The organism is Pseudomonas sp. B3G-3, from assembly GCF_028640915.1.
Classification (GTDB): Bacteria; Pseudomonadota; Gammaproteobacteria; order Pseudomonadales; family Pseudomonadaceae; genus Aquipseudomonas; species Aquipseudomonas chlororaphis_I.
In genome coordinates this window covers 1-18,510 of record NZ_JAQZAB010000082.1, presented here as the reverse complement: position 1 = coordinate 18,510, position 18,510 = coordinate 1, and the positions used below count along the sequence as shown (strand labels likewise).

Annotated in this window: 11 protein-coding genes, 2 tRNA genes and 3 rRNA genes; 4 read left to right on the top strand and 12 right to left on the bottom strand. The window is 61.3% G+C overall.

The window, feature by feature from the left end; translation table 11 throughout:
• Positions 1-289: 289 nt before the first annotated feature.
• From PVZ80_RS09440 to PVZ80_RS09430, 3 genes are read right to left on the bottom strand one after another with little or no spacing between them, the layout of a single operon-like run.
• Positions 290-1,315 carry a histone deacetylase family protein gene (locus PVZ80_RS09440; protein WP_028683016.1) on the bottom strand — a complete coding sequence of 342 codons (1,026 nt, stop codon included), beginning with the start codon at positions 1,313-1,315 and terminating at the stop codon, positions 290-292.
• A 10-nt stretch (positions 1,316-1,325) separates the two neighbouring features.
• Complete coding sequence (locus PVZ80_RS09435; protein ID WP_041989621.1) at positions 1,326-2,555, bottom strand: Zn-dependent hydrolase; 1,230 nt, start codon at positions 2,553-2,555, stop codon at positions 1,326-1,328.
• A gap of 28 nt (positions 2,556-2,583) precedes the next feature.
• Complete coding sequence (locus PVZ80_RS09430; protein ID WP_273863743.1) at positions 2,584-3,888, bottom strand: MFS transporter; 1,305 nt, start codon at positions 3,886-3,888, stop codon at positions 2,584-2,586.
• Between the two features lie 182 nt (positions 3,889-4,070).
• Between PVZ80_RS09430 and PVZ80_RS09425 the strand changes: the two genes are divergently transcribed.
• Entirely contained in the window at positions 4,071-5,006 is a 936-nt protein-coding gene (locus PVZ80_RS09425; RefSeq protein WP_110175186.1) for a LysR family transcriptional regulator, read from the top strand.
• On the opposite strand, the gene PVZ80_RS09420 is transcribed toward PVZ80_RS09425, so the two are convergent.
• The 3 genes from PVZ80_RS09420 to PVZ80_RS09410 are packed head-to-tail and all read right to left on the bottom strand — an operon-like array spanning position 5,000 to position 7,976.
• On the bottom strand, positions 5,000-5,929 hold the full coding sequence (locus tag PVZ80_RS09420) for a 2-hydroxyacid dehydrogenase (protein ID WP_273863742.1): 930 nt from the start codon (positions 5,927-5,929) through the stop codon (positions 5,000-5,002). The two genes, PVZ80_RS09425 and PVZ80_RS09420, sit on opposite strands and share 7 nt — an antisense overlap.
• Positions 5,926-6,681, bottom strand: coding sequence for a class II aldolase/adducin family protein (locus PVZ80_RS09415; protein ID WP_009050034.1), 756 nt, complete (start codon positions 6,679-6,681; stop codon positions 5,926-5,928). The genes PVZ80_RS09420 and PVZ80_RS09415 overlap by 4 nt, the downstream gene beginning before the upstream one ends.
• Positions 6,678-7,976, bottom strand: coding sequence for an MFS transporter (locus PVZ80_RS09410; protein WP_273863741.1), 1,299 nt, complete (start codon positions 7,974-7,976; stop codon positions 6,678-6,680). Before PVZ80_RS09410 ends, PVZ80_RS09415 begins: the two co-directional genes overlap by 4 nt.
• A 155-nt stretch (positions 7,977-8,131) precedes the next feature.
• On the opposite strand from PVZ80_RS09410, the gene PVZ80_RS09405 reads away from it, so the two are divergent.
• Positions 8,132-9,118 carry a LysR family transcriptional regulator gene (locus PVZ80_RS09405; protein ID WP_009050036.1) on the top strand — a complete coding sequence of 329 codons (987 nt, stop codon included), beginning with the start codon at positions 8,132-8,134 and terminating at the stop codon, positions 9,116-9,118.
• A 1-nt stretch (position 9,119) separates the two neighbouring features.
• Here PVZ80_RS09405 and mrdA read toward each other — a convergent pair whose 3' ends face one another.
• Positions 9,120-11,012 carry a penicillin-binding protein 2 gene (gene mrdA / locus PVZ80_RS09400; RefSeq protein WP_041989614.1) on the bottom strand — a complete coding sequence of 631 codons (1,893 nt, stop codon included), beginning with the start codon at positions 11,010-11,012 and terminating at the stop codon, positions 9,120-9,122.
• A gap of 243 nt (positions 11,013-11,255) precedes the next feature.
• On the opposite strand from mrdA, the gene PVZ80_RS09395 reads away from it, so the two are divergent.
• Together PVZ80_RS09395 and PVZ80_RS09390 are read left to right on the top strand one after the other, a co-directional pair.
• The gene (locus tag PVZ80_RS09395) at positions 11,256-12,188 is read left to right on the top strand and encodes a TIGR03571 family LLM class oxidoreductase (protein WP_110175184.1); all 933 of its coding nucleotides are present in this window, start codon (positions 11,256-11,258) and stop codon (positions 12,186-12,188) included.
• Complete coding sequence (locus tag PVZ80_RS09390; RefSeq protein ID WP_273863740.1) at positions 12,178-13,182, top strand: zinc-binding dehydrogenase; 1,005 nt, start codon at positions 12,178-12,180, stop codon at positions 13,180-13,182. Before PVZ80_RS09395 ends, PVZ80_RS09390 begins: the two co-directional genes overlap by 11 nt.
• Before the next feature lie 128 nt (positions 13,183-13,310).
• Here PVZ80_RS09390 and rrf read toward each other — a convergent pair.
• The 5 genes from rrf to PVZ80_RS09365 all read right to left on the bottom strand — a co-directional run bounded on the left by rrf (position 13,311) and on the right by PVZ80_RS09365 (position 18,475).
• A 5S ribosomal RNA gene (gene rrf / locus PVZ80_RS09385) occupies positions 13,311-13,426 on the bottom strand.
• A 137-nt stretch (positions 13,427-13,563) separates the two neighbouring features.
• Positions 13,564-16,455, bottom strand: a 23S ribosomal RNA gene (locus tag PVZ80_RS09380).
• Positions 16,456-16,694: 239 nt separating this feature from the next.
• A tRNA-Ala gene (locus PVZ80_RS09375) sits at positions 16,695-16,770 on the bottom strand.
• Between the two features lie 26 nt (positions 16,771-16,796).
• Positions 16,797-16,873, bottom strand: a tRNA-Ile gene (locus tag PVZ80_RS09370).
• Positions 16,874-16,938: 65 nt separating this feature from the next.
• A 16S ribosomal RNA gene (locus tag PVZ80_RS09365) occupies positions 16,939-18,475 on the bottom strand.
• The 16S, 23S and 5S rRNA genes sit together here with 2 tRNA genes alongside, the layout of an rRNA operon.
• Between the last annotated feature and the right edge of the window lie 35 nt (positions 18,476-18,510).

Genomic DNA, 18,510 nt, shown 5'->3' with positions numbered 1-18,510 from the left:
CCTCGCTGCTGCTGAGCGATGGTGTGGCGTTGCTGGATGTTGCCCAGGGCAAGGCGATGCTAGGGCCGTCCCTAAGCGCTTGAGCCTCCCCTCCCGCCGTCCTCTGCGGCAGCCTGTTGCAGGCGCTAAAAAAGCCCCTGGATCTTTTGATTCGGGGCTTTGCTATGAGGGGCGTTCAGGGGTGGCGCGTTATCGTTAACGTTCATCGCGGGCAAGCCTCGCTCCTACAGAAGCACCACTGTCTGTAGGAGCGAGGCTTGCCCGCGAAGCGATCTGACAACCACCGCAATCAGAGTTTCCAGGCCCCAGCCTCGGCAAAGAATGCCCGTGCGTTGTCTTCCAGGCTTTCCAGGTGGTAGCCGCCTTCCTGCACGATCAAACACGGCAGGCCGAGGCTGCGGATGCGTTCGCCGAGGCGGGCGAAACCTTCGCGGGTTACCGCGACTTTGCTTTGTGGGTCGAGTTCGTAGATGTCAAAGCCCAGGGACAGCACCAGCACTTGCGCGTCGAAGGTCTTTACCGCCGCCAGGGCGGTTTCCAGTTGGGCGAGGAAATCGGCTTCGCTGGCGCCGTGGGCCATGGGCAGGTTGAGGTTGTAGCCCAGCCCCGCGCCGCTGCCGCGCTCGTCGGCGAAGCCGGCGACGCCCGGGTAGAAGTTGGTCGGGTCGCCGTGCACCGAGACGTACAGCACGTCGTCGCGCTCGTAGAAGATTTCCTGGATGCCCTGGCCGTGGTGCATGTCGGTGTCCAGCACCGCGACCCGGGCGAACTTCTCGCGCAGCACCTGGGCGGCGATCGCCGCGTTGTTCAGGTAGCAGAAGCCGCCGGCGGCTTCGGCCCGGGCGTGGTGGCCCGGCGGGCGGCACAGGGCGTAGGCCGCCGGCTCGCCGTCGAGCAGGGCCCGGGCGCCGGCAATCGCGCTTTGCGCCGACCAGTAGGCCGAACGCCAGGTCAGTTCGCCCACCGGGCAGCTGCCATCGGCCAGGTAACGTGCGGCCTGGGCGAGGATGCCGCGCAGGGCGTTGGGTTCGCGGACGAAGATGTTCGACATCACCTCCTCGCCCCAGTCTTCGGGAATTTCCTTCCAGCGCTGGTGAGCTTCCTTGAGGAACTGCAGGTACGCCGCGCCGTGCACCGCCAGCAGCGGCTCCAGGCCGGCATCCTCCGGTTGCTGCACGTCAAAGCCCAGGGAGTGCGCGGCCTGCACCAGGCGCTGGGCGCGCTCGGGCACTTCCTGGGGCGTGCGCATCTGGCCGCGGGAGTAATAGCTGCGCGGGTGGTGCAGCAGCTGTTCGGGGTGGAAAAAACTGCGCATGACCTTCTCCTTATTCGACCCGGCCGGCGCGGGCCAGCACGGCGTTGAGCAATACGTCGGTGCCCTGGCGCACGTCCTCGGGCAAGACGTCTTCGGCTTCGTTGTGGCTCAGGCCGCCGACGCAAGGGATGAAGACCATGGCCGTCGGGCAAAACCGCGCCAGATGAATCGCGTCGTGGCCGGCGCCGCTGACGATCGATTGTTGAGCGTAGCCCAGGCCGTCCACCGCCTGCTGCACCGCCGCCACGCAGTCGGCATCGAAGGGCGTGGCCGGGCTGATCCAGTGCGGGCTGATGGTCACCTTCAGCTGGCGTCGCTCGGCGATGGCGCCAAGCCGCGCGCGCACCTCCTGTTCCATGGATTCGATGGCGCTGTCGCGGTGGTGCCGCAAATCGACAGTGAACTGCAACAGGCCGGGAATGGTGTTGCGCGAGGATTTGGCGATGCTCAGCTCACCGACGGTGGTCAGGCCCTCGGGGGCGAAATCCGTGGCCAGGGTTTCGATCGCCAGGATCATCTGCGCGGCGCCGTAGAGCGCGTCCTTGCGCAGCGGCATGGGCGTGGTGCCGGCGTGGGCCGCCATGCCTTCGACCTGCACGTCGAGCCAGCGGATCGCCTGGCCGCCGCTGACCACGCCGATGCTCTTGGCGTTGTCTTCGAGGATCGGCCCCTGCTCGATATGCGCCTCGAAATAGGCATCCACCGCCCCGCCCAGCGGCCGTGTGCCGGCGTAGCCGGTGGCGTGTAGCGCCTCGGCGACGCTGATGCCGCCGGCGTCGCGCACCGCCAAGGCGGTCTCCAGGTCCATGATCCCGGTGAACACCGCCGAGCCGAACATGGCCGGGGTGAAACGCGCGCCCTCCTCGTTGGTCCACACCGCCACTTCCAGCGGCTTGCGGGTCTGGATCTGCAGATCGTTGAGGCGGCGCACCACCTCCAGGCCGGCGAGCACGCCGTACACGCCATCGAAGCGCCCGCCTTCGGGCTGGGTGTCGAGGTGGCTGCCCATCATCACCGGGGCGGCATCGGGATCGCTGCCCGGACGGCGGGCAAACAGGTTGCCAATGGGGTCGACGCTCAGGCTCATGCCGGCCTCCAGGCACCAGCGGGCGAACAGTTCGCGCCCGGCCTTGTCGTCTTCGCTCAGGGCCAGGCGGCAGCTGCCGCCACGGGCGGTCGCGCCGATTTCGGCCATGGCCATCAGGCTCGCCCACAGGCGTTCGCCGTTGATCTTCAACATGCTTCGGTTCTCCGGATGCGATAAAAACTCAAGCCATTTCCAGGCGGTGGGCGGCGGCATGCCGGCGAGACAGGGCCAGTACGCAGAGCAGCGAGATAGTCGCGATCAGGCTGTAGAACAGCGCCATCGGCCACCACTGGCCGGCGAACTGGTGGGCCAGCCAGGTGCCGATCAACGGCGTCAGGCCACCGGCCACGGCGCCGCAGACCTGATAGGCCAGGGAGATCGCGGTGTAGCGCACGCGGGTCTCGAACATGCCGCTGACGTAGCCGGCGATCACCGCATAGAAGGACGCCATGCACACCACCGCCAGGGCGATGCCGAGAATGATCAGCGGCGCCTGGCCGCTGCTCACCAGCACGAACATCGGGTATGGCGACGCCATGGCCAGCAACGACGCCAGGCACAGGAAACGCGTGGCGCCGAGCTTCTCGGCGGTCCAGGCCGCCAGCGGCTGGATGCAGAACTGGATGATTGCCACCACGAACAGGCATTCCAGGATCAGCGAACGCGGCAACCCCAGTTGCTGGGTGCTGTAGGCAATCATGAAGGTGTTGGTGAAATACACCCCGGCGATGCCCAGGGTATTGGCGCCGATGCACAGCAGCAGCGGGCGCCAGGCGCTTTGCAGCACTTCCATCACCGGCGCCTGCTCCTTGCGCTGGGCCTTGTGCGCCTGCTCGCGGCTGGCGAGGAATTCCGGCGACTCATTGACCCCCAGGCGAATCGCCAGGCCCACCACCAGCAACAGTGCGCTGGCGAGGAACGGCAGGCGCCAGCCCCAGCTCATCAGGTCTTCTTCGGGCAGGCGGGTGACCGCGCTGAAAGCCAGCAGCGACAGGATCAACCCGGCCGGGCTGCCCAGCTGGGCGAAGGAGGCGAAGAAGTTGCGCCGGCCCTTGGGCGCATGCTCGCCGGCCATCAACACCGCCCCGCCCCACTCGCCACCGACGGCAATGCCCTGGACGATGCGCAGCAGGATCAGCAGCACCGGCGCCGCCGCGCCGATCTGTGCATAAGTCGGCAGCAGGCCGATGCACACCGTGACCACGCCCATCATCAGCAGGGTGATCACCAGGGACTTCTTGCGCCCGATGCGATCGCCGATATGGCCGAACACGATGCCGCCCAGTGGCCGGGCGAAGAAGCCCACGGCGAAGGTGCCGAAGGCCGCCATGGTGCTGAACAGTTTGTCGTCGGAGGGGAAGAACAAGGCGCCGAACACCAGCGCCGCAGCGGTGGCGTAGATGTAGAAGTCGTACCACTCGATCATGGTGCCGATAAAGGCGGCGGCCGCCGCACGGCGCGGCTGGGGCGAAGCGGAAGGCTTCATGGATCGTGCTCCTTTGATTATTTTTCTGGCAGGAGAGAACGGGAACGCAGAGGCGCTCTGGCGGCGCCTGTCTGGGAGGGATTTATCGTCGCGGGCCTATAATTAGTCAATTTTCTATTTATTATGCTGATTATTACTGCTGCTTATTATCAGCCCTGTCCTTCGACCCAGAGCCCTGCGCCATGTCCAACCGCCTGCCCGACCGCCTGCTCAACGACCGCCTGGACTGGAACCTGCTGCGCACTTTTCGGGTGATCGGCCAGGAGCTGAGCATCAGCCGCGCGGCCGCCCGCCTGCACCTGACCCAGCCGGCGGTGAGCCAGGCCCTCAAGCGCCTGGAGGAACAATTGGGCCGTCAGTTGATTGCCCGGCGCGGGCCACGTTTTGCCTTGACCGAAATCGGCGAGCAGATCTTCCACCTGGCCGGCGAGATCTACGGGCAGATGTCCCAGGTCAGCGGCGTGTTGGAGCAGCCGGCCGACGAGGTGATCGGCAAGGTGCGCCTGCTGATGATCAGCCGGATCTTTTCCGAGCGTTTCGATGACTTCCTCGCCGACTTCCATCGCCAGCATCCGCGGGTCGACCTGGAGATCGAGGTGATGCGCAGCTCGGACATCGTCAGCGCCCTGCAGGAAAAAACCGCGACCCTCGGCCTGAGCCTCAACCGCCGGCCCCAGCCGCGCCTGGAACAGCGGTTGTTCCTGCGCCAGCGCTATGCGTTTTTCTGCGGCAAGCACCATGCCCTGTTCGGCCAGCAGAAGGTGGCCGAAGGCGATTTGCAGCGGGAGAATTTTGTCAGTTTCACCAGCGACCAGATCGGCGGCATGCTCTCGCCGCTGACCATCTTTCGCGACCAGCAGGGTTTCAGCGGGCGCATCGTCGCCTCGTCGCCAAGCCTGGAGGAAGTGCGGCGCCTGGTGATCGCCGGCTACGGCATCGGCTGCCTGCCCGAGCATGTGGTGGCGGCCGATGTCGAGGCCGGGCTGCTGTGGCGCCTGCCGCCCCACGACGGCATCGCCGACGTCGACATCCATCTGCTGTGGAACCGCGAACAGCGCATGAGCCGCGCCGAGACGGTCTTTATCGAAGCCTTGCAGGCCTGCCTGGGCGCTCAGTAACCCTGGGCCCTGTCTACCTCGTTCAACAGCGGCTCGCCGGCTTGCAGGCGCCGCAGGTTGTCCGCCACCTGCTCGGCAATGCAATCGTGGGAGGCCGCCGACGCCATGTGCGGGGTAATGGTGACCCCGGGCATGGTCCACAGCGGATCATCGGCCGGCAGCGGTTCCTGCTCGAACACGTCGAGCAAGGCGCCGCGCAGTTGGCCGCTGGCCAGGGCCTGGCGCAAGTCGTCGAGGTTGAGGTGGCCACCCCGCCCGACATTGACCAGCGCCGCACCGCGGGCCAGCCGGGCAAAGCTGTCTCGCCCGAGAATGCCGCGGGTCTCGGCAGTCAGCGGCAACAGGTTGATCAGCAGCTCCACTGCATCGAGAAAGGGCTCCAGTTGCCCCGGCCCGACGAAGGTCTGCACCCCCGCCAGGCTCTTGGCACTGCGAGCCCAGCCACGCACGTCGTAGCCGGCGGCGGCCAGGTCGAGGGCAATGGCGCTACCCAGGGAACCCAGGCCCATGACCCCGACCTTGAACTTCCGCGCCGGCCGTTGCAGCGGTCGCTCCCAGTGCCGTTCGCGCTGCTGCTCCAGCACCCGGTCGAAGCCGCGGTGATAGTGGATCACCGCCCAGCGCAGGTACTCGGTCATGCCCTGGCGGTGCCCCGGGTCCACCACCCGGCAGATCGGCAGGTCCGGGCACGAAGGGTCGTGCTCCAGGTGGTCGATGCCCGCGGCCACCGAATGAATCACTTGCAGATTGGGCAAACGCCCCAGGCTGCCGGCGGGTGGAAACCAGCAGGCGGCCATGGGTGCCTGGGCGGCACGCGGGTCGTCGGCCAGCACCGCCTGCAGCTGTGGCACGCAGCGGGCGAAGGCGGCCTGCAGTTGCTTGAGCAACAGGCTGTCGCGGGACAGCAGCACCACGATGCTCATGACAGATAGGACTCGCGCTGGGACTCGATCAGGGTCAGGGCGGCTTCCCAGGCCAGTTCGATGATGTTGTCGGCGTCGTCGCGTTCGAACTGTTCGGCGGTGTGGGCGCAGACTTCCGGCGACGGGTAGTTCAGCTCGCAACCGCCGGCCAGCGCCTGGACCTGGGCCTGGCAGGCGCGCTCGAGGAAATGGATCTCCTGGAAGGCATGGGCGACGCTGGCACCGCCCACCAGCAGGCCGTGGTTGCGCAGGATCATCGCCTTGTGCGGGCCGAGGTCGGCGATCAGGCGCTCGCGCTCGTCGAGGGACAGGGCGATGCCTTCATAGGTGTGGTACGCCAGCTTGCCGTAGAACTTCAGCGCATGCTGGCTGATGGGCAGCAGCCCCTGTTTCTGCGCGGCCACCGCCATGCCGGCGGCGGTGTGGGTGTGGATCACGCAGTTGAGATCCGGGCGCGCCATGTGGATCGCCGAGTGAATGACGAAGCCGGCGGCGTTGACCCGGTGCCCGGCGTAGTGCGGATCGACGATGCGCCCTTGCTGGTCGATGCGCACCAGGTCGCTGGCACGCATGCGGTCGAAAATCACCCCGTAGCGGTTGATCAAAAAGTGATGCTCCGGCCCAGGAATGCGCAGGGTGATGTGGGTGTCGATCAGGTCGGTCATGCGAAAGTGCGCGACCAGTCGATACAGGGCCGCCAGCTCGCAGCGGGCCTGCCATTCAATCGGGCTCATGTGTTCAGGTTTGCTCACGAATACACCTCTTTGGCAGCGTGGTGGACGGTAGGGTTGGCGCGCAGCCGGGCCAGGCCGCAGACGCCGATCAATGACAGGGCCGACAGCAGGCTGAAGAACGCCGCCAGCGGCAGCCACTGCCCCGAGAATTTGCTGGCCAGCAAGGTGCCGATCAGCGGCGTGCTGCCACCGGCGACCGCGCAGGCCAGTTGGTAGGCGATGGAGATCCCCGAGTAGCGCAGGTGCACCGGGAAGGCCTGGGTCATGTAGCCGGCGATCACCGCGTACAGCGCCGAGAGAATCACCACCGCCAGGGCGATGCCGAGGGTCATCAGCACAATGTTCTGGGTGCCGACCAACAGGAACATCGGGTACGGCGTGGCCATGCACAGCAGCGCCACCCACTTGAGGAAGCGCCCCTCGCCGATACGCTCGGCCAGCAACGCGGAGAGCGGCTGCGACAGCAGTTGGATGATCGTCACCAGGAACAGGCAATCGAGAATGGTCGCCCGGGAAATGCCCTGGTACTGGGTGACGTAGGTGATCATGAAGGTGTTGGTGAAGAAGAAGCCGGCCGAACCGATGGTCACCGCGGCGGCGAACAGGATCTGCTTCCAGCAGCTGCGCAGCACTTCCATCACCGGGTACTGGGCGGTCTCATTGTTGGCCCGGGCCTTGGCGAACTCCGGCGACTCGTGCACGCCGGAACGGATCATCAGGCCGAACATCATCAGCACGCCGCTGGCGAGGAACGGCAGGCGCCAACCCCAGTCGAGGAAGTCCTGCTGGTCGAGGCTGGTCACCAGGCGGAAGGCGATCAACGCCAGCAGCAGGCCGGCCGGGCTGCCGAGCTGGGCAAAGGAAGCGTAGAAAGTCTTGCGCCTGGCCGGAGCATGTTCGCTGGCCATCAGCACCGCCCCGCCCCACTCGCCGCCCACGGAAATGCCCTGGATGATGCGCAGCACGATCAGGCCGATGGGCGCCCAGATACCGACGCTGGCATAGCTGGGCAACAGGCCGATGCCGGTGGTGGCCAGGCCCATCAGTGCCATGGTCACCAGCAGCATTTTCTTGCGCCCGAGGCGATCGCCCAGATGGCCGAACACCATGCCGGCCATGGGCCGGGCAATGAAGCCCACGGCGAAGCTGCCGAACGCCGCCAGGGTGCTCATCACCGGGTCGCTGCTGGGAAAGAACACCTGACCGAGGACCAGGGCCGCAGCCGTGGCGTAGATGTAGAAGTCGTAGAACTCGATGGTCGTGCCGATAAAGGCCGCCGCCGCGGCTCTGCGCGGTTGAGGGGTGGTGTGCATGCAAGGACCCTGTGTAATTGTAGTTTTGGGCAGGTGCGGAAGGCTTGGATCACGGCGCTCTGCGGCGCTTGTGGGCTTTATCGCCGGCGTGCCAGGATTAGTCAATTTTCAAATCCTTATCCTTGCTATTAGCACAGCTACTAGATGGAGCCGCCATGCCTACACCACTCTCCACGTCCAACCCCTGGGTCGGCCGGCGTTTCCTCAACGATCGCCTGGACTGGAACCTGCTGCGCACCTACCTGGTGATCGGCCAGGAAGGCAGCATGAGCCGCGCCGCCGCGCGCCTGCACATCACCCAGTCGGCGGTCAGCCAGGCCCTCAAGCGCCTGGAGGAACAGCTCGATTGCGTGTTGATCGCCCGCAGCGGACGGCGCTTCGAGCTGACGGAAACCGGGGAGGAAGTGCTGCGCATCGCCACCGATATCTATGGCGATATTTCGCGCCTGGGCACCGTGGTGGAGAGCCGCAACGACGACGTGGTGGGCAAGATCCGCATCCTCACCGTCAGCGGCGTGCAGGCGCCGCACTACGATGAGTTCCTCGCCGATTTCCATGAGGCCCACCCGAAAATCGAGCTGGAAGTCGAGGTGATGGGCAGCTCGGACATCATCAGTTCGCTGCTGCAAAAGACCGCGACCCTGGGGGTCGGGTTGTGTCGTCTGCCGCAGCCCAGGCTGGAGCAGCGGGTGCTGTTTCGCGAGCGGTATGCCTACTTCTGCGGCCAGCGTCACCGGCTGTTCGGCCAGCAGAATCTGAGCCTGCAACAACTGGCCAACGAGAACTTCGTCAGCTTCACCAGCGACCAGTTGGGGGGCAACCTGTCACCGTTGACACTGTTTCGCGACCAGCAGGGCTTTACCGGCAAGATCGTCGCCTCCTCCACCAGTTTCGAAGAGATTTATCGCCTGGTCTGCGCAGGGTTCGGTATCGGCTGCCTGCCGATCCACCTGGTCAAACGGAATGTCGAGCAAGGGCTGCTCTGGCGTTTGCCGCCGGACGAGGGCGTGGTGGATTTCGATATCCAGCTGCTGTGGCACCGGGAACAGAAGATGAGCCAGGCCGAAACTCTGTTCCTGGACAGCATCCAGCACATGCTCAGTATTCGTGAGCAGGTGCCGGACAGCCTGATGTTCAAATGACTCAGGCGTGGGGAACGTCCGGCCCCTTGCCGGGGCTGGCGTATTGCGGCTTCAGGTGGCCTTGCTGGTCGAGCAGCCAGGCATCCATGACCTGACGCACCACCGGCCCCGCGACCCGGCCACCGGCCTCGCCGTTCTCGATCATCACCGCCACCACGATCTGCGGGTGCTCGGCCGGGGCGAAACCGACGAACAGGGCATTGTCGCGATGACGCTCGTGGGTCTTGAGCCGGTTGTAACGCTCGCCCTGCTTGATCGCCACCACCTGCGCCGTACCGCTCTTGCCGGCGATGCGGTATTGCGCGCCGGCCGCTGCGTCGCGCGCGGTGCCGCGGGGCGCGTGCATCACCATCTGCATGCCGTGGCTGACCAGGTCCCAGTCGACCGGGTCCTTGAGCTGGATATTCGGCATCGGGTGTTCGTCCACCGGCGCCACGCCATCGACGGTCTTGGCCAGATGAGGGCGATTCCACACGCCCTTGTTGGCAATCAGCGCCGTCGCCTGGGCCAGCTGCAATGGAGTGACCTGCATGTAGCCTTGGCCGATGCCGAGAATCACCGTCTCGCCGGGGAACCACGGCTGGCGCCGGGTGGCGCGCTTCCAGGCCTGGGACGGCATCAGCCCCGATGCTTCCTCGAACATGTCCAGGGAGACTTTCTCGCCCAGGCCGAACATCGCCAGGTAATCGTGCAGGCGGTCGATACCGAGCTTGTGCGCCAGGTCGTAGAAGTAGGTGTCGTTGGAGCGCATGATCGCCGCGTCCAGGTCCACCCAGCCGTCGCCGCTGTGGTTCCAGTTGCGGTATTTGTGGTCGACGTCCGGCAGTTGGTAGTAACCCGGATCGAACACCCGGGTCGAGGCGTTGACCACCCCGGAATCCAGCCCGGCGATCGCCACTTCCGGCTTGATGGTCGACCCCGGCGCATACAGGCCGCGCAGCACGCGGTTGAACAGCGGCCGGTCGATGGAGTCGCGTAACGCGCTGTACTCCTTGAAGCTGATGCCGGTGACGAACAGGTTCGGGTCGAAGCTCGGCTTGCTGACCATGGCCAGCACTTCGCCGGTCTGCGGATCGAGGGCCACCACCGATCCGCGACGGTCGCCCAGGGCCGCCTCGGCCGCCTCCTGCAACTTCACATCGAGGCTGAGCACGATGTTTTTTCCAGGGATCGGATCGGTGTGCTTGAGCACCCGCATGACCCGGCCCTGGGCGTTGGTTTCCACCTCTTCATAGCCGACGTGGCCATGCAGCTCGGACTCGTAGAACCGCTCGATCCCGGTCTTGCCGATCGACTGGGTGCCGCGGTATTCCACCGAGTCCAGGACCTTGGCTTCCTTCTCGTTGATGCGCCCGACATAGCCGATGGAATGGGCGAAGTGCGCGCCCATCGGATAGTGCCGCACGAACTGCGCCTCGACCTCCAGCCCCGGCAGGCGGTACTCGTTGACCGCCAGCACGGCGATCTGCTCTTCGGTCAGTTCATAGAACAGGGTGACCGGCACGAATGGGTGGCGTGACTGCTTCAGCGCCTTGTCGAACAGGACCCGGTCTTCGGCGGGCAGGTGCAGCAGGCTGACCACCTGGTCCAGCTCGCCTTTGAGGTCGGTGGTGCGCTCACGGGTAATGGTCAGGTTGAAACTGGGACGGTTGTCGGCCAGCAGCACGCCGTTGCGGTCGTAGATCAGGCCGCGGGTCGGGGTGATGGGCAGCACGTGCACACGATTGTTTTCGGAGATGGTCGAGTGATAGTCGAACTCGACCACCTGCAGGAAATACAGGCGCCCGATCAGGGTGCAGGTGATGGCGACCACCAACAGGGCACAGGCCAACAGTCTTTTGTTGACCAGCTGCGTCTCTTTTTCGTGGTCCTTGATCGGTATCGGTTCAGGCATTGCTACAGCTTCTCGTGGAATAGTGAACGCTGGTCCGTGCGGGTGAATGTCGGTCCCTTGAAAAACGAGCTGCACCATACCAAAAACCGCCCTGGCGCTTTCATGAAGAATTCGGCCGATTCGTGATGCCCGCTCAAGATTGTTGTTCCGATTCATGCATTTTTCCATGGGCCGGGCCTGGGGATACTGCTGCCCTGTAATCCCTATGACCGTCTTGCCACGGGCGAGACGCTGGAGCCCTTCATGCACCCTCGGTTTCAACGCCTGCTTGGCAGGAACAACTTTTCCATCGGCCTGGAACTGCCGCTGGACAACGACTGGTCCAGCGCTGGCCAACGCCTGCGCCAGATCGCAGGTCGCCCCTTCGGCGTGCCGGACCTCAAGCAACATGCAACCCTCGCCCGTTTGGCGGACCAGGCCGGCTTTCGTGCGCTGTGGGTACGTGATGTGCCGGTGTACGACCCGAATTTCGGCGATGCCGCTCAGGTCTTCGAAACCTTTTCCTATCTCGGCTACCTGGCCGGCATCACGCAGAACATCATGCTCGGGACCGCCGCGGTGGTCCTGCCGCTGCGTCAGCCGTGGCTGACCCTCAAGGCGGCCAACAGCATCGACGAGTTGAGCGATGGTCGCTTGCTGCTGGGGGTCGCCAGTGGTGACCGGCCGATGGAGTATCCGCTGTTCGGCGTCGATTACGCCCAGCGTGGGGAGCTCTTTCGCGATGCGGTCGAGCTGCTGCACAGCCAGGGGCAGGATCGCTTGCCCGAGGGCGCGCATCTGCTGCCACAGCGCCCTGAAGCCGCACCGCTGCTGGTGGCCGGACTGGGCCAGCAATCGCCGGCCTGGATCGGTGAGCACATGGACGGCTGGCTGGCCTATCCGGGCACCTCGGAGGAGCACCGCCGACGCGTCGCGCTCTGGCGTGAGGTCGGTGGCGACAAACCCTATATCAGCTTCGTCCACCTGGACCTCGCCGCTGACCCGCATGCCCCCATGCAGCGCCTGCGCTTTGGCGGCCGCTGTGGGCGCCTGGCATTGATCGACGAGTTGCAGGCCCTGCGAGAAGCGGGCGTGCAGCATGTCGGCCTGCATCTGCGGCGCAGCGAACGTCCGGTGGCCGAGGCCATCGAGGAAATTGCCGAATTCGTACTGCCGAGGTTTCACCATGCCAACTGAATACAACGCCTGGGGCTGGACCGCAGGGGCCGGCCTGGAAGGCCTTCAACTGATCCGCAAGGTATTGCCGCAACCGGGGCCCAAGGAAGTGTTGATCGCCAATACCGCGATCGCCCTCAACCCGGTGGACTGGAAGATCATCGAGTGGGGGCATGCCGATTGGCATAGCGGCCGGGTGCCTGGTGTCGATGGCGTCGGGGTGGTGGTGGCCGCGGGAGCCGCAGTGACGCTGAAGGTCGGTACGCGGGTGGCTTATCACCAGTCGCTGAGCCGTGATGGCAGCTTCGCCGAGTATTGCCTGCTCGATGCCGATGCGGCGCTGCCGGTTCCTGAGTCACTGGATGACGCGGTTGCCGCCAGCCTGCCCTGCCCCGGCCTGACCGCCTTGCAGGCGCTGGATAAAGTCCCCGTTGTAGGTGCACGTGATGTGCTGGTGGTGGGGGCTGGCGGGGCAGTGGGTTCGCTGCTGGTTCAGTTGGCGGCGCAACGCGGTCTGCGGGTGTGGGCGACAGCGTCCGCCAAGCACCATGCGCGGTTGCTGGCGCAGGGCGCGGTCGGGGTCTTCGACTATCAGACAGCCACTTGGCAAACCGAGCTGCAATCACGGTTGGGGGAACGTCACCTGCATGCGCTGTTCGATACCGTCAGCGGCGCTCACGCGCGCAGCCTGGCAGCGCTGCTGGGCTACAACGGGCACCTGGTGTGCATTCAGGATCGTCAGGAGACGACGCCATTGCCGGCGTTCAGCACCGCGATCTCACTCCATGAGGTGGCCCTCAACAGCATTCACGCTTACGGCAGCCGGGTCGACTGGCAACAGCTACGTCAGTACGCCGAACAACTGATGAGCCAAACCGTATCAGGACTGCTGCAACCTGCACCGCTGATTGAATTCGACTTCAACCAACTGCCGGAGAAACTGCGGGCATTGAAGAGTGGCGAGCAGCATGGCAAGTGGGTAACCCGGCTAACGCACAACAGCCTGGGACGTTAACGCCGGTCAAGGGTGCCTTCGGCTTGAGACAGTCTTGAGTCGAAGGGCGCTGCTCTCCGTTGAAAGGTTTTTCTGCGCACAAAAGACAAAACCCCAACTGCTTTCGCAATTGGGGTTTCGGAATTTAATCTTGACGATGACCTACTCTCACATGGGGAAACCCCACACTACCATCGGCGATGCATCGTTTCACTTCTGAGTTCGGGATGGGATCAGGTGGTTCCAATGCTCTATGGTCGTCAAGAAATTCGGTGTGCCGAGTCGTCTTTCGACGCTTCAGCAAATTGGGTATGTAATAGCTTTGTGTGTTTTCTCGAACTTTCGGTTCGTTTCGTCTTCACACACCGCAACTCGCTCTTAAGCAAATTGCTTGGGTGTTATATGGTCAAGCCTCACGGGCAATTAGTATTGGTTAGCTCAACGCCTCACAGCGCTTACACACCCAACCTATCAACGTCGTAGTCTTCGACGGCCCTTCAGGGAACTCAAGGTTCCAGTGAGATCTCATCTTGAGGCAAGTTTCCCGCTTAGATGCTTTCAGCGGTTATCTTTTCCGAACATAGCTACCCGGCAATGCCACTGGCGTGACAACCGGAACACCAGAGGTTCGTCCACTCCGGTCCTCTCGTACTAGGAGCAGCCCCTCTCAAATCTCAAACGTCCACGGCAGATAGGGACCGAACTGTCTCACGACGTTCTAAACCCAGCTCGCGTACCACTTTAAATGGCGAACAGCCATACCCTTGGGACCGGCTTCAGCCCCAGGATGTGATGAGCCGACATCGAGGTGCCAAACACCGCCGTCGATATGAACTCTTGGGCGGTATCAGCCTGTTATCCCCGGAGTACCTTTTATCCGTTGAGCGATGGCCCTTCCATACAGAACCACCGGATCACTAAGACCTACTTTCGTACCTGCTCGACGTGTCTGTCTCGCAGTCAAGCGCGCTTTTGCCTTTATACTCTACGACCGATTTCCGACCGGTCTGAGCGCACCTTCGTACTCCTCCGTTACTCTTTAGGAGGAGACCGCCCCAGTCAAACTACCCACCATACACTGTCCTCGATCCGGATAACGGACCTGAGTTAGAACCTCAAAGTTGCCAGGGTGGTATTTCAAGGATGGCTCCACGCGAACTGGCGTCCACGCTTCAAAGCCTCCCACCTATCCTACACAAGCAAATTCAAAGTCCAGTGCAAAGCTATAGTAAAGGTTCACGGGGTCTTTCCGTCTAGCCGCGGATACACTGCATCTTCACAGCGATTTCAATTTCACTGAGTCTCGGGTGGAGACAGCGCCGCCATCGTTACGCCATTCGTGCAGGTCGGAACTTACCCGACAAGGAATTTCGCTACCTTAGGACCGTTATAGTTACGGCCGCCGTTTACCGGGGCTTCGATCAAGAGCTTCGCGTTAGCTAACCCCATCAATTAACCTTCCGGCACCGGGCAGGCGTCACACCCTATACGTCCACTTTCGTGTTTGCAGAGTGCTGTGTTTTTAATAAACAGTCGCAGCGGCCTGGTATCTTCGACCGGCATGGGCTTACGGAGCAAGTCCTTCACCCTCACCGGCGCACCTTCTCCCGAAGTTACGGTGCCATTTTGCCTAGTTCCTTCACCCGAGTTCTCTCAAGCGCCTTGGTATTCTCTACCCAACCACCTGTGTCGGTTTGGGGTACGGTTCCTAGTTATCTGAAGCTTAGAAGCTTTTCTTGGAAGCATGGCATCAACCACTTCGTCACCTAAAAGGTAACTCGTCATCAGCTCTCGGCCTTAGAACCCCGGATTTACCTAAGATTCCAGCCTACCACCTTAAACTTGGACAACCAACGCCAAGCTGGCCTAGCCTTCTCCGTCCCTCCATCGCAATAACTAGAAGTACAGGAATATTAACCTGTTTTCCATCGACTACGCTTTTCAGCCTCGCCTTAGGGACCGACTAACCCTGCGTCGATTAACGTTGCGCAGGAAACCTTGGTCTTTCGGCGTGGGTGTTTTTCACACCCATTGTCGTTACTCATGTCAGCATTCGCACTTCTGATACCTCCAGCAAGCTTCTCAACTCACCTTCACAGGCTTACAGAACGCTCCTCTACCGCATCACTTACGTGATACCCGTAGCTTCGGTGTATGGTTTGAGCCCCGTTACATCTTCCGCGCAGGCCGACTCGACTAGTGAGCTATTACGCTTTCTTTAAAGGGTGGCTGCTTCTAAGCCAACCTCCTAGCTGTCTAAGCCTTCCCACATCGTTTCCCACTTAACCATAACTTTGGGACCTTAGCTGACGGTCTGGGTTGTTTCCCTTTTCACGACGGACGTTAGCACCCGCCGTGTGTCTCCCATGCTCGGCACTTGTAGGTATTCGGAGTTTGCATCGGTTTGGTAAGTCGGGATGACCCCCTAGCCGAAACAGTGCTCTACCCCCTACAGTGATACATGAGGCGCTACCTAAATAGCTTTCGAGGAGAACCAGCTATCTCCGAGCTTGATTAGCCTTTCACTCCGATCCACAGGTCATCCGCTAACTTTTCAACGGTAGTCGGTTCGGTCCTCCAGTCAGTGTTACCTAACCTTCAACCTGCCCATGGATAGATCGCCCGGTTTCGGGTCTATACCCAGCGACTAAACGCCCTATTAAGACTCGCTTTCGCTACGCCTCCCCTATTCGGTTAAGCTCGCCACTGAATATAAGTCGCTGACCCATTATACAAAAGGTACGCAGTCACAGAACAAAGTCTGCTCCCACTGCTTGTACGCATACGGTTTCAGGATCTATTTCACTCCCCTCTCCGGGGTTCTTTTCGCCTTTCCCTCACGGTACTAGTTCACTATCGGTCAGTCAGTAGTATTTAGCCTTGGAGGATGGTCCCCCCATATTCAGACAAAGTTTCTCGTGCTCCGTCCTACTCGATTTCATGACTAAGAGACTTTCGCGTACAGGGCTATCACCCACTATGGCCGCACTTTCCAGAGCGTTCCGCTAATCTCAAAGCCACTTAAGGGCTAGTCCCCGTTCGCTCGCCACTACTAAGGGAATCTCGGTTGATTTCTTTTCCTCAGGGTACTTAGATGTTTCAGTTCCCCTGGTTCGCCTCTTGCACCTATGTATTCAGTACAAGATAACCATCTTATGATGGCTGGGTTCCCCCATTCAGACATCTCCGGATCAAAGTCTGTTTGCCGACTCCCCGAAGCTTTTCGCAGGCTACCACGTCTTTCATCGCCTCTGACTGCCAAGGCATCCACCGTATGCGCTTCTTCACTTGACCATATAACCCCAAGCAATCTGGTTATACTGTGAAGACGACATTCGCCGAAAATTCGCGATTAAACTCACAAATTTTACCTTAGCCTGAATAAACACCAGTGAAAGTGCTATCCAGTCTATCTTTCTATCACATACCCAAATTTTTAAAGAACGATTCTGATAAAGATCAGAAATCAACATTCATCGCCTATCAGCGGAATGCTCATTTCTAAGCTTTAAACGATGGACACCAATCTGTAATGGTGGAGCCAAGCGGGATCGAACCGCTGACCTCCTGCGTGCAAGGCAGGCGCTCTCCCAGCTGAGCTATGGCCCCGTATCGCTACAGGGTGCACCAGTAATTGGTGGGTCTGGGCAGATTCGAACTGCCGACCTCACCCTTATCAGGGGTGCGCTCTAACCAACTGAGCTACAGACCCAATCGTCTTCTTCAATGAATCAAGCAATTCGTGTGGGAGCTTATGAAGCAGCTGATGTCGTCGATTAAGGAGGTGATCCAGCCGCAGGTTCCCCTACGGCTACCTTGTTACGACTTCACCCCAGTCATGAATCACACCGTGGTAACCGTCCTCCCGAAGGTTAGACTAGCTACTTCTGGTGCAACCCACTCCCATGGTGTGACGGGCGGTGTGTACAAGGCCCGGGAACGTATTCACCGCGACATTCTGATTCGCGATTACTAGCGATTCCGACTTCACGCAGTCGAGTTGCAGACTGCGATCCGGACTACGATCGGTTTTATGGGATTAGCTCCACCTCGCGGCTTGGCAACCCTCTGTACCGACCATTGTAGCACGTGTGTAGCCCAGGCCGTAAGGGCCATGATGACTTGACGTCATCCCCACCTTCCTCCGGTTTGTCACCGGCAGTCTCCTTAGAGTGCCCACCATGACGTGCTGGTAACTAAGGACAAGGGTTGCGCTCGTTACGGGACTTAACCCAACATCTCACGACACGAGCTGACGACAGCCATGCAGCACCTGTCTCAATGTTCCCGAAGGCACCAATCCATCTCTGGAAAGTTCATTGGATGTCAAGGCCTGGTAAGGTTCTTCGCGTTGCTTCGAATTAAACCACATGCTCCACCGCTTGTGCGGGCCCCCGTCAATTCATTTGAGTTTTAACCTTGCGGCCGTACTCCCCAGGCGGTCAACTTAATGCGTTAGCTGCGCCACTAAGAGCTCAAGGCTCCCAACGGCTAGTTGACATCGTTTACGGCGTGGACTACCAGGGTATCTAATCCTGTTTGCTCCCCACGCTTTCGCACCTCAGTGTCAGTATCAGTCCAGGTGGTCGCCTTCGCCACTGGTGTTCCTTCCTATATCTACGCATTTCACCGCTACACAGGAAATTCCACCACCCTCTACCATACTCTAGCTCGCCAGTTTTGGATGCAGTTCCCAGGTTGAGCCCGGGGATTTCACATCCAACTTAACGAACCACCTACGCGCGCTTTACGCCCAGTAATTCCGATTAACGCTTGCACCCTCTGTATTACCGCGGCTGCTGGCACAGAGTTAGCCGGTGCTTATTCTGTCGGTAACGTCAAAATACTCACGTATTAGGTAAGTACCCTTCCTCCCAACTTAAAGTGCTTTACAATCCGAAGACCTTCTTCACACACGCGGCATGGCTGGATCAGGCTTTCGCCCATTGTCCAATATTCCCCACTGCTGCCTCCCGTAGGAGTCTGGACCGTGTCTCAGTTCCAGTGTGACTGATCATCCTCTCAGACCAGTTACGGATCGTCGCCTTGGTGAGCCATTACCCCACCAACTAGCTAATCCGACCTAGGCTCATCTGATAGCGCAAGGCCCGAAGGTCCCCTGCTTTCTCCCGTAGGACGTATGCGGTATTAGCGTCCGTTTCCGAACGTTATCCCCCACTACCAGGCAGATTCCTAGGCATTACTCACCCGTCCGCCGCTCTCAAGAGAAGCAAGCTTCTCTCTACCGCTCGACTTGCATGTGTTAGGCCTGCCGCCAGCGTTCAATCTGAGCCATGATCAAACTCTTCAGTTCAAACATCTTTGGGTTTTGAGAAAACCCTAAACTTG

Excerpts from the sequence above, each read along its gene's own strand:
- PVZ80_RS09440 (WP_028683016.1), bottom strand. The coding sequence starts at position 1,315 with ATGCGCAGTTTTTTCCACCCCGAACAGCTGCTGCACCACCCGCGCAGC.
- PVZ80_RS09435 (WP_041989621.1), bottom strand. The coding sequence starts at position 2,555 with ATGTTGAAGATCAACGGCGAACGCCTGTGGGCGAGCCTGATGGCCATG.
- PVZ80_RS09430 (WP_273863743.1), bottom strand. The coding sequence starts at position 3,888 with ATGAAGCCTTCCGCTTCGCCCCAGCCGCGCCGTGCGGCGGCCGCCGCC.
- PVZ80_RS09425 (WP_110175186.1), top strand. The coding sequence starts at position 4,071 with ATGTCCAACCGCCTGCCCGACCGCCTGCTCAACGACCGCCTGGACTGG.
- PVZ80_RS09420 (WP_273863742.1), bottom strand. The coding sequence starts at position 5,929 with ATGAGCATCGTGGTGCTGCTGTCCCGCGACAGCCTGTTGCTCAAGCAA.
- PVZ80_RS09410 (WP_273863741.1), bottom strand. The coding sequence starts at position 7,976 with ATGCACACCACCCCTCAACCGCGCAGAGCCGCGGCGGCGGCCTTTATC.
- PVZ80_RS09405 (WP_009050036.1), top strand. The coding sequence starts at position 8,132 with ATGCCTACACCACTCTCCACGTCCAACCCCTGGGTCGGCCGGCGTTTC.
- mrdA (WP_041989614.1), bottom strand. The coding sequence starts at position 11,012 with ATGCCTGAACCGATACCGATCAAGGACCACGAAAAAGAGACGCAGCTG.
- PVZ80_RS09395 (WP_110175184.1), top strand. The coding sequence starts at position 11,256 with ATGCACCCTCGGTTTCAACGCCTGCTTGGCAGGAACAACTTTTCCATC.
- PVZ80_RS09390 (WP_273863740.1), top strand. The coding sequence starts at position 12,178 with ATGCCAACTGAATACAACGCCTGGGGCTGGACCGCAGGGGCCGGCCTG.